The sequence below is a fragment of the Pseudomonas sp. C32 genome (assembly GCF_030417915.1).
Classification (GTDB): Bacteria; Pseudomonadota; Gammaproteobacteria; order Pseudomonadales; family Pseudomonadaceae; genus Aquipseudomonas.
In genome coordinates this window covers 154,072-171,480 of sequence record NZ_JAUHUK010000002.1, presented here as the reverse complement: position 1 = coordinate 171,480, position 17,409 = coordinate 154,072, and the positions used below count along the sequence as shown (strand labels likewise).

Genomic DNA, 17,409 nt, shown 5'->3' with positions numbered 1-17,409 from the left:
CCGACACTTCTTGCGGGCAGTTCCTCAAACCTTCTGCGCGTGAGGTGCACCATGGCCAAAGTTATTCTGAAGAAAAAAATCGACGCATCGACCACTGCTCTGGGCGACGTCAAATCCTATGCCCGCAAGATCTGGCTGGCAGGCCTGGGTGCTTACACCAAGGTCGGTCAAGAGGGTGGCGAGTACTTTCAGGAACTGATCAAGGCAGGTCAGGTTGTTGAAAAGAAAGGCAAAAAAGTAGTCGCTGAGAAACTTGAAGCAGCGAATGCCGAGATCGATGAAGCCAAGACCGAAGTGAGCACTTTCAAAGGCAAGGTCGAAGTTCAACTCGATCGTGTCGAGAAGGCGTTTGACACTCGTGTCGCAAGTGCCTTGAATCGTATCGGCATTCCGTCTAAACATGACGTTGAGACACTCTCTGCTAAGCTCGATGAGCTGACGGCATTGCTCGAACGTGTCGCGCGTAAATCTTAAGGAGAACGGGATGGCTGGCAAAAAGACTACTGACAAAGAAGGCAGCTCGTGGATCGGGAAAGTCGAAGACTACTCCCGCAAAATCTGGCTGGCTGGCTTAGGCGTGTACTCGAAGATCGACACTGACGGCAGCAAGCTCTTCGATGCATTGGTTAAGGACGGCGAGAAAGCCGAGAAGCTCACCAAGAGCGCTGTTGGCAAGACCGTCGACGCCGCCAAGGACTCCGCTTCTTCGGCCAAGTCGCGCATCAGCGGCGTGAAGGACCGTGCGCTGGGCAAGTGGGATGAACTGGAAGGGGCTTTCGACAAGCGCCTGAACAGTGCCATTTCGCGCCTGGGCGTACCGAGCCGCAATGAAGTCAAGGCACTGCACAGCAAGGTCGATACCCTGACCAAGCAAATCGAAAAGCTGACCGGTGCCAAGGTTGCGCCTGTTGCAGCGAAAACTGCAGCAGCCAAACCAGCAGCCAAAGCCGCTGCAAAACCACTGGCTAAAGCAGCTGCAAAACCAGCGGCCAAGACAGCGGCAGCAAAACCTGCTGCAGCCAAGCCAGCGGCCAAACCAGCTGCCGCGAAAGCCGCCGCTAAACCGGCTGCCAAGCCAGCAGCTAAACCTGCGGCCAAAACCGCAGCGGCTAAACCTGCTGCGGCGAAAAAACCAGCTGTGAAAAAGCCGGCTGCGCCGAAAGCAGCAGCGCCAAAACCAGCAGTGGCTGCCGCCAAACCGGCAACCCCGGCACCTGCAGTCAGTTCGTCGAACTCTGCAATCGCGCCGACCCCTGCTGTAACCCCGACTGCCGCGCCAGCTCCATCGACGCCAACCAGTCAGTCCTGATTTCAGGGCTCATGAAAACGCCCGGCCTGTGAAGGTCGGGCGTTTTTGTTTGTATGGAAAAAAATCGCAGCCTTCGGCAGCTCCTACAGATCTCATTGGTCTTCCAGATACTCCATCGCCATCTGTTCGGTCGCCGCCTTCATCGACGCAAGCAGGTGCGGCGCCACCAGCATCATGATCTGGTAAATCACCAGTCGCACTTCACCTTCGCGGCCGAGAATTCGCTGGTAGTCCAGTGAAAACAGCAATGTCATGGTGATCTGTTCCACCAGTTGCCCAAGCGCCTGGGTTTCACTGACCAGCAAGCCTTGCGCCTGCAAACGCGCCAGCAACGACGCCAATGTGCGCTTGAGTGAATTGAGCAGATTGCGAATGCCCTTGGCCAGTTTCGGCAAGCGCCCGGCGAGGTTCGACAGGTCCTGGAACAGAAACCGGTAGTGCGACAGGCGTTCGACGATCAGGTGCAGGAACAGCCAGTAATCCTCGGGTGCCAATTCGACATCGGGCGGAGGGTCGAGCAGTGGCGCGAGTTCGCTTTGAAAGCGTTCGAACAGTCCGAGAATCAGCGGTTCCTTGCCGTGGAAGTGGTAGTAGAGGTTCCCTGGGCTGATGCCCATTTCGTTGGCAACTTCCATGGTGGAGACATTCGGTTCGCCCTTTTCATTGAACAAACTCAGGGCACATTCGAGGATCCGGTCGCGGGTTTTCATCCAGTCTTCTTATCGATCAGGTCATGCCACGGCAGGCAGCTGCCGTGGCTCGTTGAACGTCAGCGCACGTGCACGTAAGTGCCGGGTGCCGCCTCCATCGGTGGATAGTTCTGGTTGCCGAGCGCCGCGTGTGTTTCTTTTTGCGCGCCCGAGCGTTCCTGGATCCAGCTCAGCCATTGGCCCCACCAGCTGCCCTCGACTTGTTTGGCGTCGTAGAGCCAGGCCCGTGGGTCGCTGCTCAGCTTGGCGCCCTCGACGTAGTTGGCTTTCGGGTTGCTCGGTGGATTGAGAATGCTTTGTATGTGACCGCTGTTGGACAGCACGAAGCGTCGCTCGCCACCCAGCAGCAGCGTTGAGCGATACACCGCATCCCACGGCGTAATGTGGTCGTTGATGCCGGCAACGCTGAAGCTGTCGACGGTCACCTTCTGCAAATCAATCGGCGTGCCGCAGACTTCGAGACCGCCCGGATGGCTCAACGGGTTGTGCTTGAAGAAGTCGAGCAAATCACCGTGCAGGGCGGCAGGCAGGCGCGTGTTGTCGTTGTTCCAGTAGAGGATGTCGAATGCTGGCGGTTCTTTGCCCAACAGGTAATTGTTGACGAAGTAGCTCCAGATCAAATCGTTGGGGCGCATCCAGGCGAAGACCTTGGCCATGTCGCGCCCGTCCAGCACGCCCTTCTGGTAAGAGCGGCGCTTGGCGGCTTCCAGGGTCTGTTCGTCAGTGAACAGGGTGGCGGGCGAATCCAGTTGGCTGTCGAGCAGGCTCACCAGGTACGTCGCGCTGGAGACCCGGCGCAGCTGTCGCTTGGCCTGCAAGTGACCCTGCAACGCCGCAATGGTCAGCCCGCCGGCACAGGCGCCCATCAGGTTGACCTCTCGGGCACCGGTGATGGCCCGGCAGACGTTCATGGCTTCTTCCACGGCCTCAACGTAAGTCGACAGCCCCCATTCACGGTGGCGCACATCCGGGTTGCGCCAACTGATCACGAAGGTTTGCAGGCCATTCTTGAGTGCGTACTGGACGAAGCTGTTGTGCGGGCTCAAATCAAAAATGTAGAACTTGTTGATCTGCGGTGGCACCACCAGCAGGGGTTTTGAGTACTGTTTTTCGCTCATGGGTTTGTACTGGATCAACTCCAGCAGCTCATTGCGAAACACCACCGCGCCGGTGCTGGTGGCGACTGTTTTGCCGACCTCGAACGAATGCTTGGTGACTTGCCGGGGCAGGCCATCGTTGTGCAGGAGGTCGTCCACCAGGTGGCCCATGCCGCGCACCAGGCTGTTGCCGCCGGAGTTGAAGATTTCCTTGATCGCCAGCGGATTGAGCAGGCTGTTGGAAGGTGACATGGCGTCGTTGATCAAGGCAAAGGCGAAGTGCGCACGGGCACGGTCGTCCGGGCTCATGTTGCTCTCGTCGATCCACTGACTGACCTGTTTCTGCCAGCTCAGGTAGGCCTGCAGGCTGCGACGATAAAACGGGTTGAGGCTCCATGCCGGGTCCGCGAAACGGGCGTCCTGCGGGTTGGTCGGGTGCAGGGTGTCCCCCAGCAACACGCGCCCCAGTTGACCGCCCAGTTTCAAGGCATGGCGTGCCGTGTGCACCGGGTTTCGCAAACCGTGAGCGGCCATACTGCGCAGAGTCGACAGCAGATCCCGGCCGCGCAGACCGGTGATCGCACTTTGTGCGTTGATGAACGTGGCGGGAGTGGGTAGAGACTCCCTCACGGGTTTATCGCGCATGACTCAACACTCCTTCGTCTTCAGGCCAAATACAAATACCGAACCAGAACACCATAGACGCTGTAATGGGTTGTTGCGCGGCACGGCGTCCTGCCGTTCCCTTTCAATCAAGGTTTAGCCGCCCATTGGCGCCGGATGCGGATGCATCACCGCGCGCTGTCGCTCCTCTTCCAGGAATTTCATGATGATCGGGGCGACCGCTTCGGCCCGGGTGATCAGGAACAAATGCCCGTCATCGATGATGTGCAACTGGGCGTTGGGAATCCGCCAGGCCAGTACGCGCATGTTGATCAGCGGGATCAGCGGGTCATCATCGCCCGCCAGCACCAGGGTCGGCTGCTTGATCTTGTGCAGCCAGTGGATGCTGGTCCAGCCAACGCCGGCGAACAGTTGCCAGTAGTAACCGAGCTTGCCGGCCGATCGCACTTTTGCGGCATGGCTGGCGGCCAGGGTCGGGTCGCGACGGAACGAGCCACCGTAAATCAACGGCGCAATGCGGATCACGTGGGACGGCTGAATGTAACGCCGCGGGCTGGCCATCAACCAAAGCACTTTCGGCTTGCCCGGCACCATCACCGCACCGGCCGCGGTGGCGGCCAATACGAGCTTCTTGCAGCGCTCGGGATAGTCAAAGGCAAACTGCTGGGCGAGCGCGCCACCCCAGGACACACCGATCACGTTGACTTGCCCGTAATCGAGGTAGTCGAGCATCCGCGCCGTCAGCTTCGCCAGACCCGGAAACCGAAAAGGCCGGTTCGGCGTCGACGAGCCGCCAACACCGGGCACGTCGAAAGCGATGACTTCCAGGTCCGGGTCGAGCGCCGCGATGAACGGAAATACCAGCTCCAGGTTGGCGCCGATGCCGTTGAATATCAGCAAGGGCGTCAAGTGAGGCTTGCCGGGGCGTACCGCCGTGCGGAGTGTCTGGCCATCCAGCTCGACGGTACGGAATATAAAGGGTTGCGGCATGCTTCGGGGCCCTGTGGGTCGCGTTGTCAAATTCTTCCCCGATCCCCTGTAGGAGCGAGCTTGCTCGCGAAAAACGCAAAGGCAACGCATTCATCCAGACAGCGCGCGTTATCGTTGACGTCCATCGCGAGCGAGCTCGCTCCTACAAGGGGCGAGGTGTGTCAGTTACCGCTCATGTACATAGGTGCCGGGTGCAGCTTCACCTGCCGGATGGGCCTTGTTGCCCAGTTTCAACGGTGCCTTTTTCAGGTTGCCCGAACGCTCGGCCTGCCAGGCCTGCCAGTGCAGCCACCAGGAGTCGGTATGTTTGGTCGACTCCAACTGCCAGTCATCAGCGTTGACGGGCATTTCGGTGCTGGTCATGTAGCGCGATTTCGGGTTGCCTGGCGGGTTCAGGATGCTCTGGATATGCCCGCTGCTGGACAGCACGAATTCAACCTTGCCGCCGAACAGTTGGGCCGACTTGTAGCAGGAGCGCCACGGGGTAATGTGGTCGCTGGTGCCGGCCAGGGCAAAGATGTCGGCAGTGACCTGCTTGAGATCGATCGGCGTGCCGCACACTTCCAGTGCGTTCGGGCGGATCAATGGATTGTTTTTGAACATTTCGATCAGGTCGCCGTGGAACGCGGCAGGCAGGCGAGTGGTGTCGTTGTTCCAGAACAGAATGTCGAACACCGGCGGCTCGTTGCCCAACAGGTAGTTGTTGACCCAGTAGTTCCAGATCAGGTCGTTGGGGCGCATCCAGGCGAAGACTTTCGCCATGTCGCGGCCTTCCAGCACACCGGCCTGGTAGGAGTGACGCTTGGCGGATTCGAGGGTTTGCTCGTTGACGAACAGGGCAACGTCGCTGTCCAGGGTCGTGTCGAGCACGCTGACCAGCAGGGTCAGGGCATTCACCTTTTTTTCGCCGATTGCCGCGTAGTGGCCCAGCAGTGCGGTGCAGGTGATCCCGCCGGAGCAGGCGCCGAGCATGTTCACGTCTTTGCTGCCGGTGATTGCAGTGATCACGTCGACGGCTTCTTTGAGCGCCTCAATGTAAGTCGACAGGCCCCACTCGCGTTGCGCCTTGGTCGGGTTGCGCCAGCTGACGATGAACGTCTGAACATTGCTGCGCAGGCAGAACCGCGCCAAGCTCTTTTCCGGGCTCAGGTCGAAAACGTAGAACTTGTTGATCTGTGGCGGTACTACCAGCAGTGGGCGCTCATAGACTTGCTCGGTGGTCGGCTTGTACTGGATCAGTTCCAGCACGTCGTTGCGAAAGACCACTGCGCCTTCGGTCACGCCCAGGGTCTTGCCGACCTCGAACGCGCCCATGTTGACCTGGCTCGGCATGCCACCGTTGTGCACGATGTCCTTGGCCAGATGGGAGAGACCGTCGAGCAGGCTTTTGCCGCCGGTTTCGAAGAAGCGTTTGACCGCTGCGGGGTTGGCCGCCGTATTGGACGGAGCGAGTGCTTCGGTCATGAGGTTGATGACGAAATGCCCGCGCCCGACGTCATGCGCCGGCAAATTGCTTTCGTCGATCCAGGTGTGGAGCTCCTTGCGCCACGCCAGGTAAGTCTGCAGATAACGTTTGTAGAGCGGGTTCTGGCTCCAGGCAGGATCAGCGAAACGACGGTCTTCGTTGGTCGGTTGCAGCTCGGATTTGCCAAGCAGCACGTTCTTGAGTTCAAGGCCGAAATGCGCGACATGCTTGGCACTGTGAATCGGTTGCCTGACGGCCTGTCTGAGCACCATTCGAGCTGAAGCCAGTAGATCTTTTCCACGCAGTCCAACGACAGGATTCAGCCCCAAGGTGTTTTCGGAGGCTTGATACTTCAAGTCATCGTTATTCTTGTTACTCATCTACGACGCTCCATTGTCCTGAGACGAGTACCGGGTCGCGCTGTGTAGTCTCACAGCTAATGCCAGGTACTGCTGCTCGGGGTGACCGTTAATACTGCATCGCTGCTTTTTTAATGCAGAGAGCACTGCAGGGAACTTGCCAGTTCCATTGGTTACCCGAGTTTAATTTTTTTCGCAAGCAGACCAATCAGAGGTCCTGGAGCGGAGCATTCAAACAGATGAAATTAGAAAATGCCTTCTAATGAACAAGAGGCTCGGGCTAGAGCATCAGTTTGACGACAGATTCGTTCGGATCGCGGGTTTTCCCGGCCGCTTTGAGCTCGGCAAGATAGTCTTCCCACAGTGCGTCATAACGTCGCGCCAGTTCGTAGAGGTATTCCCAGGTGAACAGGCCGCTGTCGTGGCCGTCGTCGAAAGTGAGTTTCAGTGCGTACTGACCGGCCGGTTCTATCTTGGTCAGTCCTACGTTGATCTTGCCAAATTGCAGGATAGGTTTGCCGTGGCCCTGGACCTCGGCGGAGGGGGAGTGCACCCGAAGAAACTCGGCGGGCAGGGTGTATTCCTCGCCGGTCGCGTATTTGAGCGACAGGGTTTTCGAGGCTTTGTGCAGTTTGATGTCGGTGGGGAGTTGGGTCATGACCGGATGTCCGTTGGTATGCGTGATCTGACCCTTGCAGGAGCCGGCTTGCTGGCGATGGCGATCTTGGGTGCGTCATCGCCGGCAAGCCGGGCTCCTGCAAGGAATCACATTACCTACAGGATATAACGGGACAGGTCTTCGTTTTGCGCCAATTCGCCCAAGTGGCTGTTGACGTAGTCGGCGTCGATCTGGATCACCTTGCCGTCATGGGTGCTGGCCAGGTCGCCGGCGCTGAACGACACCTCTTCGAGCAGGCGCTCAAGCAGAGTGTGCAGACGACGGGCACCGATGTTTTCGGTTTTTTCGTTGACCTGCCAGGCAATCTCGGCGATGCGCTTGATCCCGCTTGGCTGGAACTCGATGCCCAGGCCTTCGGTTTTCAGCAGTGCGCAATATTGCTCGGTGAGTGATGCATGCGGTTCGCTGAGGATGCGCTCGAAGTCTTCCGGGCTCAGGGCCTTGAGTTCCACGCGGATCGGCAGACGGCCTTGCAGCTCAGGCACCAGGTCGCTCGGCTTGCTCAAGTGGAAAGCACCGGAGGCAATGAACAGGATGTGGTCGGTCTTGACCATGCCCAGTTTGGTGTTGACGGTGCAACCTTCGATCAGCGGCAGCAAATCGCGCTGCACGCCTTCGCGGGACACGTCGACGCCACCGGAGTTGCCGCGCTTGGCGACCTTGTCGATTTCGTCGATGAACACGATACCGTGCTGCTCGACCGCCTCCAGCGCCTTGGCCTTCAACTCCTCATCGTTGACCAGGCGACCGGCTTCTTCGTCACGGACCAGCTTCAGGGCTTCCTTGACCTTGAGCTTGCGGGCCTTCTTCTTGCCCTTGCCCATGTTGGCGAACAGGCTTTGCAGCTGGTTGGTCATTTCTTCCATGCCCGGTGGCGCGGAGATATCGACGCCGGCCATTTCGGCGACTTCGATTTCGATCTCCTTGTCATCCAGCTGACCTTCACGCAGGCGCTTGCGGAACAGCTGACGGGTGTTGGAATCGGCAGTCGGGGCGTCGTCGTTGCTGAAGCCCATGCGTGCCGGTGGCAGCAGAGCGTCGAGGATACGTTCCTCGGCAGCGTCTTCGGCGCGGTGACGAACCTTGACGATTTCCTGTTCGCGCAGCAGCTTGATCGCCGCATCGGCCAGGTCACGAATGATCGATTCGACGTCGCGGCCGACATAGCCGACTTCGGTGAACTTGGTCGCTTCGACCTTGATGAACGGCGCGTTGGCCAGTTTTGCCAGGCGACGGGCGATCTCGGTTTTACCGACACCGGTCGGGCCGATCATCAGGATGTTCTTGGGGGTTACTTCAACGCGCAGCTCTTCAGGCAGCTGCATCCGGCGCCAGCGGTTACGCAGGGCAATGGCGACGGCGCGCTTGGCATCGTCCTGGCCGATGATATGGCGATTGAGTTCGTGGACGATTTCACGGGGAGTCATGGACATAATATTTAAAGGACCTCAAGCAAGAATGAGCCGTGGCACGGGGCCGAGACAGGCTTACTCGGCGCAGTCCTGCTCCTCAATGGTCTGGGTGTGGTTGGTGAATACACAGATGTCGCCGGCGATGCCGAGGGCGGTTTCGACGATTTCGCGGGCCGACAGATCAGTCTTTTTCAGCAGTGCGCTGGCGGCCGCTTGAGCGTAAGCGCCGCCGGAGCCCATGGCGATCAAGCCGTCTTCAGGCTCCACCACATCGCCGTTACCGGTGATGATCAGGGAAGCGTCTTTGTTGGCGACGGCGAGCATGGCTTCGAGGCGGCTCAGGGAGCGGTCGGTGCGCCATTCTTTGGCGAGTTCGACGGCGGCACGGACCAAATGGCCCTGATGCTTTTCAAGCTGGCCTTCGAAACGTTCGAAGAGGGTAAAGGCGTCGGCGGTGGCGCCGGCAAAACCGGCAATGACCTGGCCGTGGTACAGGCGGCGAACTTTTTTCGCGTTGCCTTTCATCACGGTATTACCAAGGGAAACCTGGCCGTCGCCGCCCATGACGACTTTGCCGTGGCGGCGAACTGAAACGATGGTGGTCAAGGGAAGAGTCTCCACGCAGCGGGGCGAAAATGCCTTATGCCCATTCATATGGGGGTGGTGGGGCGTTTTTCAACTGCGAGGCGGGAGAAGGGACGAGCGGTGTTTCGTGCACAAGGTTGTGTTGTGTGGTCTGACGCCATCGCCAGCAAGCCGGCTCCTACAGGTTGTGTGACTTTCACGGATACGGTGAACCGTGGACTTCACGGCGTTCGCGATACCGCGAACGATACATAACCTGTGGGAGCCGGCCTGCTGGCGAAGAACGATGACGCGGTGTTCCTTAAGGACTCAGCGGTTCTGGCGTTGTTGTAACAACAAGTTGCTGAAGCCGGCACCCGCCAGTTGTTTCTGGGCGGTGGTCAGTTGTTCGCGATTGCTGAACGGTCCGACCAAAACCCGATACCAGGTTTCGTCCTTGACTGTGCCGGACTCGACCGCCACAGCCTGGCCCAACAGAATGATCTGCGCGCGCACCTTGTCCGCATCAGCCTCTTTACGGAACGAGCCGGCCTGCAGGAAGAACTTTGTCACCGGTGCAGCCTTGACCGGTGGCGCGGGTGGCGGCGTAATCCCGGCGAGGGCTGCCTGGGCGCGTGCGGTGTCGATCTTCGCCGCTTCGGCCGGGGTCACCGGCGTAGTCGGAATCGCTGGCACCTGTGGCGTCGGCAGGGTCTTCTCCGGCACGGCGTCCGGCGGCACGATGACTTCCGATTCCGGCAGCAAGGTGTAGAAGTCGTACTTCGGCTTCACCGGTTGCGTCGGGCTCGGCGGGGTCTTGTTGGCCTCGGCGATCTTGGTGGCTTTCTGTTGCTCCACTTTCTCGCGTTTGACCGTATCGCTGCCCTTGCCCGGTTCCAGTTTCATCAGAAACACTAGGAACGCGCCGACCGTGAGGCCGATAACCATCCACAACCAACCCGGAATCGGTTGCTTTGCAGGAGCTTGGTAACGGCTGGCGCCACGCTTGGGTGCAGGTTTTTTCTTGGCGGCCAACTTACATACGCTCCAGAGTTTCCAGGCCCAAGAGTTCCAGGCCTTGCTTGAGGGTGCGTCCGGTCAGTGCGGCGAGACGCAGGCGGCTCTGCATTTGTGCCGGGGTGTCGGCGGCGAGGATCGGGCAGTTCTCGTAGAAGCTGGAGAACAGGCCGGCGACGTCGTAAAGGTAAGTGCAGAGGATGTGCGGCGTGCCTTTCTCGGACACGTTGTTCAGCACTTCGCCGAACTGTGCGAGTTTCGCCGCCAGCTCGTGTTCGTGCGGTGCTTCGAGCACGATCTGGCCTTCGACTTCGCTGAAGTCCTTGCCGAGTTTGCGGAACACGCCGGCCACGCGGGTGTAGGCGTACAGCAGGTACGGCGCGGTGTTGCCTTCGAAGTTGAGCATCAGGTCGAAGTTGAAGCTGTAGTCGCTGGTGCGGTGCTTGGACAGGTCGGCGTATTTCACCGCGCCGATGCCCACGACCTTGGCGATGTTGCGCAGCTCGGCTTCGGCCAGCTCGGGGTTCTTGTCTTTCACCAGGGCGTAGGCGCGTTCCTGGGCTTCGGTCAGCAGGTCGATCAGCTTCACGGTGCCGCCATCACGGGTCTTGAACGGACGGCCATCGGCGCCGTTCATGGTGCCGAAGCCCATGTGTTCCATTTCCATCGGATGGGTCACGAAACCGGCCTTGCGCGCCACAGCGAACACTTGCTGGAAGTGCAGGGCCTGGCGCTGGTCGACGAAGTACAGCGCGCGATCAGCCTTGAGCTTGCCGCTGCGGTAGCGCACGGCCGCCAGGTCGGTGGTGGCGTAGAGGTAGCCGCCGTCGGCCTTGACGATGATCACCGGCAGCGGGTCGCCGTCGGCGTTCTTGAATTCATCGAGGAACACGCACTGGGCGCCGTTGCTCTCGACCAGCATGCCCGCCGCTTTCAGATCGTTGACCACGTTGATCAGGTCGTCGTTGTAGGCGCTTTCGCCCATCACGTCGGCCATGGTCAGTTTGACGTTGAGCAGTTCGTAGATCTTCTGGCAGTGGGACAGCGAGATGTCCTTGAACTTGGTCCACAGCGCCAGGCAGTCGGCATCGCCGGCCTGCAACTTGACCACCAGGCCACGGGCGCGGTCGGCGAACTCTTCGGATTCGTCGAAGCGTTGCTTGGCGGCGCGGTAGAAGTTTTCCAGGTCCGACAGCTCATCGCTGGTGATCGGGTTCTCCTGCAAATAAGCCATCAGCATGCCGAACTGGGTGCCCCAGTCGCCGACGTGGTTCTGACGGATGACTTCGTCGCCGAGAAATTCCAGCACGCGGGCTACGCCGTCGCCAATGATGGTCGAACGCAAGTGGCCGACGTGCATCTCTTTGGCCAGGTTCGGGGCCGACAGGTCGACCACGGTGCGCTGCACCGGACCGGCCTTGCGCACGCCGATGTGGGCGTCGGCCAGGGCCGCGTCGAGGCGCGAGGCCAGGGCATCGGTGTTCTGGAAGAAGTTCAGGAAGCCAGGGCCGGCGATTTCGGTCTTGGTGATGTTTTCATCGGCCGGCAGCGCGGCGATGATTTTTTCCGCCAGATCGCGCGGCTTCATACCGGCCGGTTTGGCCAGCATCATGGCGATGTTGCTGGCGAAGTCGCCGTTTTTCTTGTCGCGGGAATTTTCCACCTGGATCGCCGGCGACAGGCCTTCAGGCAACACACCTTCGTTGACGAGTTGGGTGATGGCTTGTTGGATCAGCTGGCGAATGGTGTCTTTCATGGTCTTCTCTTTCGACCGCTGGCGCGGCGGCGCATCATGCGCTGGTGGAAAAACTGGGCATTATCCGTTGCGAAGACGGGCTTGCCAACCTTAGCAGGCAGGTTGTGGATGTGTGGTGACAATTGGGCCGCTATCGCTGGCAAGCCAGCTCCTACAATGATCGTGGGTGTTCACGCGTGCAGGTGTCACCGCAAAGCCCCTGTAGGAGCTGGCTTGCCAGCGATAGCGATCTCCCGATCAATACAAATCGACCGGATCAACATCCAGCGACCAGCGCACCGCCCGCCCGCTCGGCATCTGCTCCAGCACCAGCAACCAACTGGCCAGCAACCGGTGCAGCGGGGCCCGTGCTGTCGCTTGCAACAAAAGCTGAGCGCGATAACGTCCGGCCCGGCGTTCCATCGGTGCGGGCACCGGCCCCAGCAGCTCGATGCCGGTCAGGTTCTGTTCCGCCAGCAATCGCTCGGCTTCGCTGCAGGCTTCATCTAGAAAACCTTCGGCCTGCCCCGGTTTATGCGCTTCGGCCCGCAACAACGCCAAATGTGCAAACGGCGGCAGGCCGGCAGCGCGACGCTCGCTCAAGGCTTGCTCGGCAAATGCAAAGTAGCCTTGCTCGGTCAGCTGAATCAGCAGCGGATGGTCGGCGAGGTGTGTCTGAATGATCACTTTACCGGGCTCTTCAGCACGACCTGCACGGCCCGCGACCTGGACGATCAGTTGCGCCATGCGCTCGCTGGCGCGGAAGTCGCCGGAGAACAGCCCGCCGTCGGCATCCAGGATCGATACCAGCGTCACTCGTGGAAAGTGGTGCCCTTTGGCGAGCATTTGCGTGCCGATCAGGATGCACGGCTGGCCCTTCTGAATCGTTGCGAACAGTTGGTTCATCGCGTCCTTGCGCGAGGTGCTGTCGCGGTCGACGCGCAGTACCGGGTAGTCCGGGAACAAAATCGCCAGCCGTTCTTCGGCCCGTTCGGTGCCGGCACCCACCGGGCGCAAATCGACCTTGTTGCACTTCGGGCATTGGCGCGGCACGCGTTCGACGTAGCCGCAATGGTGGCAACGCAGCTCGCCATAACGTTGATGCACCGTCATGCGCGCATCGCAGCGCTGGCACTCGGACATCCAGCCGCAGTCGTGACACAGCAGGGTCGGCGCGAAACCTCGGCGATTGAGGAAAACCAATACTTGCTGACCAGCAGCCAGTGTCTGGCCGATGGCCTGCTGCATCGGCCCGGATATGCCGCTGTCCAGCGGACGGCTTTTCACATCCAGACGCAGGAACCGTGGCTGCTTCGCGCCGCCGGCGCGTTCGTTCAATCGCAGCAGGCCGTAGCGACCGGTGTAGGCGTTGTGCAGGCTTTCCAGCGAAGGTGTCGCGGAGCCAAGGACGATCGGGATGTTTTCCTGTCGCGCCCGCACCAGCGCCAGATCGCGGGCGTGGTAGCGCAAACCTTCCTGCTGTTTATAAGAACCGTCGTGCTCTTCGTCGATGATGATCAGGCCAGGGTTCTTCATCGGTGTGAACAGTGCCGAGCGGGTGCCGATGATGATGTCGGCCTCGCCGTCACGGGCGGCGAGCCAGGCTTCGAGGCGCTCGCGATCATTGACCGCCGAGTGGATCAGCGCGATGCGCGCATTGAAACGCTGCTCGAAGCGCGCCAGGGTTTGCGGGCCGAGGTTGATTTCCGGGATCAGCACCAGCGCTTGTTTGCCGGCCTCCAAGGTTTCGCGGATCAGCTGTAAATACACTTCGGTCTTGCCGCTGCCCGTGACGCCCGCCAGCAAAAACGCGTGATAACTGTCGAACCCGGCGCGAATCGCTTCATAAGCGGCGTGCTGTTCCGGGTTGAGCGGCAACTCGGGTTGCGCCAGCCAGTGTTCATGGCGTGCGCCGGGTGCGTGTCGACGGATCTCGACTTGCACCAGGTCCTTGGCCAGCAACAGGTCCAGGCTGTCTTTGCTCAGCATCAGTTTGCTCAACAACTGATGGGCGACGCCGTGGGGGTGTTGGGCCAGCGTTGCCAGGGCTTCGCGCTGACGCGGGGCGCGGGCGATGCGCGGGTCATCAAGACTGGCGCCGGGTGCGGCGGACCAGAAACGTTCCTGGCGCGCTTCGGCCAGTTCGCCTTGACGCAGCAGCACCGGCAAGGCCCAGCTCAGCGTGTCGCCAAGGCTGTGCTGGTAATACTGGGAAGTCCACAGGCACAGCTTGAACAGCGCGGGCGGTAGCGGCGGCGTGGCGTCCAGCAGCGCCAGGGCCGGCTTGAGCTTCTCTGCCGGGACTTCACTGGTGTCGGCGACTTCGACCAGAATGCCGATCATCTCCCGCCGGCCAAACGGCACCCGCAGGCGCATGCCGGGGTGCAACTGCGCGCGCAGCACGCCGGCCGGCGCCCGGTAGTCGAACAGGCGGCGCAGCGGCGAAGGCAGGGCGAGGCGCAGAATGGCGTCGGGCACGCGGGGGGATCTCGATTAGCGAAAGATAAAAGCGGGGTTGCATGTCCCCTGTAGGAGCAAGCTTGCTCGCGATAGCGTCGTGTCAGGCAATACATAGGCTGACTGACACGCCCTCATCGCGAGCAAGCTTGCTCCTACAGGGGGCGCGTATTGGTCCGGGAGCCTAGCAGACGGTCGGTCTCAGGGACAGCTTGCGTGATTGGCATTGTCTGGTAGAATCCGCGGCCTAATTACGTGCGGTATTCAACAATAGTGTTGGGTGGCGGCACGCTAGCCCGAGGAAGACACCATGAAAGCTGATATCCATCCAGAATACCCAGCAGTTGCTGTTACCTGCAGCTGCGGCAACAAGTTCGAAACCCGTTCGACCTTCGGCAAAGCCCTGGCGATCGACGTTTGCAACGAATGCCACCCGTTCTACACCGGTAAGCAGAAGACTCTGGACACTGGCGGCCGCGTTCAGCGCTTCGCAGACCGTTTCGGTGCTTTCGGCAAGAAAGCTCCAGCTGCTGCAGAGTAAGGTTAAAGAGCCTTATGGGCTTTTCCTTGCTGTTAAAAAAGGCGTCCCTTGCGGGCGCCTTTTTTGTGTCCGCGATTTGGCTTTCCGGCGCCCAGGCGTTCTGCCCGGCACCCGAGGGGCTGGCCTCTGTCGCCGTGGAGCGGGTGGTCGATGGCGACACCTTGCGCCTGGACGATGGTCGCAATGTGCGCATGATCGGCCTGAATACGCCGGAGCTGGGTAAGAAGGGCCGTTCCGACGAGCCATTCGCAGTGGTGGCGCGCAAGCGTCTCGAAGCCTTGGTGGCGGCCAGCGATGGGCAGGTCGGTTTGTTGCCCGGTAAAGAAAGCAAGGATCGCTACGGACGCACCCTGGCCCATGTCTATGGTGCAGATGGCGCTAACCTTGAGGCGCAAATGCTCGCCGAGGGCCTCGGTTTCCTGGTAGCGGTAGCGCCGAATGTCGATCTGGTCGCGTGTCAGCAGGCCGCGGAGCGCAGCGCCCGTCAGGCCGGGCTCGGTGTGTGGCGCCAGTCACCTGTACTGAAGGCGGATCAGATCAGCGCGTCCGGGTTTGCCGTGCTCAGTGGTCGTGTGAGCAAGGTTCAGCGCAATCGCGGCGGGGTTTGGATCGAGTTGCAGGACTCGGTTGTACTGCGTGTTGCACCCAATCAACTGGCGCGATTCGATATCGCCTTGCTCGAAAGCCTGGAAGGCAAGCAGGTCGAGGCGCGCGGCTGGGTGCTGGACCGTTCGCGCCGTGGCGGACTCAAGGAGGGTCAGCCGCGCTGGATGTTGCCATTGACCGATCCGGCGATGCTGCAAGCGTCGCAGTGATAAAAAAATTGTAGACATTTTTTCGCTCGATTGTGAACAGTCGATCCCTTGTGTTCCGCGGCTCTTGGCCCAAAGTCGTAGGGCGGGGCGCTTGACAGGGGTGACCGGTCAGTCTTGTGGGGACTTTGCGAGGCGCGTATCCTCGCTGACCAGTCTGTCCAACAGTAAAAAGCGGAATGCCAAAATGTCTGATCTGAAAACTGCCGCTCTCGAATATCATGCCCATCCTCGTCCAGGGAAGCTGAGTGTCGAGCTCACCAAGGCCACTGCTACCGCTCGCGACCTGTCGCTGGCGTACAGCCCGGGCGTAGCCGAACCAGTACGCGAGATCGCCCGCGATCCTGAACTGGCCTACAAGTACACCGGCAAAGGCAACCTGGTTGCAGTCATTTCCGATGGCACCGCGATTCTCGGCCTGGGTAACCTCGGCCCACTGGCTTCCAAGCCAGTGATGGAAGGTAAAGGCGTACTGTTCAAGCGCTTCGCCGGCATCGACGTTTTCGACATCGAAGTCGACTCCGAAAGCCCGCAAGCCTTCATCGACACCGTCAAGCGCATCTCCATCACCTTCGGTGGCATCAACCTGGAAGACATCAAGGCACCTGAGTGCTTTGAGATCGAGCGCGCTCTGATCGAACAGTGCGACATTCCGGTATTCCACGATGACCAGCACGGCACCGCTATCGTGACCGCTGCGGGCATGATCAACGCCCTGGAAATCGCTGGCAAAACCCTGGCTGACGCCAAGATCGTCTGCCTGGGCGCGGGCGCTGCCGCTATCTCCTGCATGAAGTTGCTGGTGAGCATGGGCGCCAACATCGAAAACATCTACATGGTCGACCGTACCGGCGTGATCCACTCCGGCCGTGACGACCTGAACCAGTACAAGGCTGTGTTCGCTCACGCGACCGACAAGCGCACCCTGGCTGACGCCCTGCAAGGCGCTGACGTGTTCGTGGGCCTGTCCGGTCCGAACCTGCTGAGCGCTGAAGGCCTGCTGTCGATGGCGCCGAACCCGATCGTGTTCGCGTGCTCCAACCCTGATCCGGAAATCTCCCCGGAACTGGCACACGCTACCCGTAACGACGTGATCATGGCCACCGGTCGTTCCGACTACCCGAACCAGGTCAACAACGTACTGGGCTTCCCGTTCATCTTCCGTGGTGCCCTGGACGTTCGCGCCAAGCGCATCAACGAAGAAATGAAAGTGGCTGCGGCCAACGCCCTGCGTGAACTGGCCAAGCTGCCGGTTCCTCAGGAAGTGTGCGACGCCTACGGCGGCATCAAGCTGGAATTCGGTCGTGAGTACATCATTCCGAAGCCAATGGATGCTCGTCTGATCACCCTGATCTCCGACGCTGTGGCCAAAGCCGCAATCGAGACCGGTGTGGCGACCCTGCCGTATCCGAAGAACTACCCGCTGAAAAGCGTGGATGACGTGTTCAACGGCTAAGCCGTTGTAGCGCTTCAACCCAAAAGCCCTGGCTCGTGAGTGTCGGGGCTTTTTTGTGCCTGAGATTTTGGTGTTGGCTGTGCGCGTCTCTTCGCTGGCAAGCCAGCTCCTGCTGATGCACGCGGTCCTTGTAGGCGCTGGCTTGCCAGCGAAGGGGGCGGCTAAGGCGATACAAAAAGGGC

At 60.2% G+C, this 17,409-nt stretch carries 15 protein-coding genes; 5 read left to right on the top strand and 10 right to left on the bottom strand.

What is annotated here, in order from left to right:
- The first annotated feature begins 51 nt into the window (after window positions 1-51).
- Window positions 52-474 carry a phasin family protein gene (locus QYH43_RS03040; protein WP_095056503.1) on the top strand — a complete coding sequence of 141 codons (423 nt, stop codon included), beginning with the start codon at window positions 52-54 and terminating at the stop codon, window positions 472-474.
- A gap of 10 nt (window positions 475-484) precedes the next feature.
- On the top strand, window positions 485-1,309 hold the full coding sequence (locus QYH43_RS03035) for a phasin family protein (RefSeq protein WP_095056502.1): 825 nt from the start codon (window positions 485-487) through the stop codon (window positions 1,307-1,309).
- A 92-nt stretch (window positions 1,310-1,401) separates the two neighbouring features.
- Here the strand turns inward: QYH43_RS03035 and QYH43_RS03030 are convergent, their stop codons facing one another.
- From QYH43_RS03030 to QYH43_RS02985, 10 genes are all read right to left on the bottom strand, one after another.
- Window positions 1,402-2,019, bottom strand: a complete 618-nt coding sequence (locus tag QYH43_RS03030; RefSeq protein ID WP_095056501.1) for a TetR/AcrR family transcriptional regulator — start codon at window positions 2,017-2,019, stop codon at window positions 1,402-1,404.
- A 59-nt stretch (window positions 2,020-2,078) separates the two neighbouring features.
- The gene (gene phaC / locus QYH43_RS03025) at window positions 2,079-3,761 is read right to left on the bottom strand and encodes a class II poly(R)-hydroxyalkanoic acid synthase (protein ID WP_095056500.1); all 1,683 of its coding nucleotides are present in this window, start codon (window positions 3,759-3,761) and stop codon (window positions 2,079-2,081) included.
- Window positions 3,762-3,875: 114 nt separating this feature from the next.
- Window positions 3,876-4,730 (bottom strand): poly(3-hydroxyalkanoate) depolymerase, encoded by an 855-nt coding sequence (gene phaZ, locus QYH43_RS03020; RefSeq protein ID WP_095056499.1) that lies wholly within the window; start codon window positions 4,728-4,730, stop codon window positions 3,876-3,878.
- 165 nt (window positions 4,731-4,895) lie between these two features.
- The gene (phaC, locus tag QYH43_RS03015; RefSeq protein WP_095056498.1) at window positions 4,896-6,575 is read right to left on the bottom strand and encodes a class II poly(R)-hydroxyalkanoic acid synthase; all 1,680 of its coding nucleotides are present in this window, start codon (window positions 6,573-6,575) and stop codon (window positions 4,896-4,898) included.
- Between the two features lie 259 nt (window positions 6,576-6,834).
- Window positions 6,835-7,212, bottom strand: a complete 378-nt coding sequence (locus QYH43_RS03010; RefSeq protein ID WP_095151761.1) for a gamma-butyrobetaine hydroxylase-like domain-containing protein — start codon at window positions 7,210-7,212, stop codon at window positions 6,835-6,837.
- Window positions 7,213-7,328: 116 nt separating this feature from the next.
- Window positions 7,329-8,666 carry an HslU--HslV peptidase ATPase subunit gene (hslU, locus tag QYH43_RS03005; RefSeq protein ID WP_095056496.1) on the bottom strand — a complete coding sequence of 446 codons (1,338 nt, stop codon included), beginning with the start codon at window positions 8,664-8,666 and terminating at the stop codon, window positions 7,329-7,331.
- A gap of 54 nt (window positions 8,667-8,720) precedes the next feature.
- Window positions 8,721-9,251, bottom strand: coding sequence for an ATP-dependent protease subunit HslV (gene hslV, locus QYH43_RS03000; protein WP_007975582.1), 531 nt, complete (start codon window positions 9,249-9,251; stop codon window positions 8,721-8,723).
- Between the two features lie 288 nt (window positions 9,252-9,539).
- Window positions 9,540-10,244 carry an SPOR domain-containing protein gene (locus tag QYH43_RS02995; protein WP_095056495.1) on the bottom strand — a complete coding sequence of 235 codons (705 nt, stop codon included), beginning with the start codon at window positions 10,242-10,244 and terminating at the stop codon, window positions 9,540-9,542.
- Between the two features lies 1 nt (window position 10,245).
- Window positions 10,246-11,982 (bottom strand): arginine--tRNA ligase, encoded by a 1,737-nt coding sequence (argS, locus tag QYH43_RS02990; protein WP_095151762.1) that lies wholly within the window; start codon window positions 11,980-11,982, stop codon window positions 10,246-10,248.
- A 237-nt stretch (window positions 11,983-12,219) separates the two neighbouring features.
- Window positions 12,220-14,439 carry a primosomal protein N' gene (locus tag QYH43_RS02985; protein ID WP_095151763.1) on the bottom strand — a complete coding sequence of 740 codons (2,220 nt, stop codon included), beginning with the start codon at window positions 14,437-14,439 and terminating at the stop codon, window positions 12,220-12,222.
- A gap of 289 nt (window positions 14,440-14,728) precedes the next feature.
- On the opposite strand from QYH43_RS02985, the gene rpmE reads away from it, so the two are divergent.
- From rpmE to QYH43_RS02970, 3 genes are all read left to right on the top strand, one after another.
- Complete coding sequence (gene rpmE, locus QYH43_RS02980; RefSeq protein ID WP_053153366.1) at window positions 14,729-14,959, top strand: 50S ribosomal protein L31; 231 nt, start codon at window positions 14,729-14,731, stop codon at window positions 14,957-14,959.
- A gap of 14 nt (window positions 14,960-14,973) precedes the next feature.
- Window positions 14,974-15,774: a thermonuclease family protein gene (locus QYH43_RS02975; RefSeq protein WP_301156233.1), complete on the top strand. Its 801-nt coding sequence runs from the start codon at window positions 14,974-14,976 to the stop codon at window positions 15,772-15,774.
- A gap of 184 nt (window positions 15,775-15,958) precedes the next feature.
- Window positions 15,959-17,227, top strand: a complete 1,269-nt coding sequence (locus tag QYH43_RS02970) for a malic enzyme-like NAD(P)-binding protein (RefSeq protein ID WP_095056491.1) — start codon at window positions 15,959-15,961, stop codon at window positions 17,225-17,227.
- Window positions 17,228-17,409 lie beyond the last annotated feature (182 nt).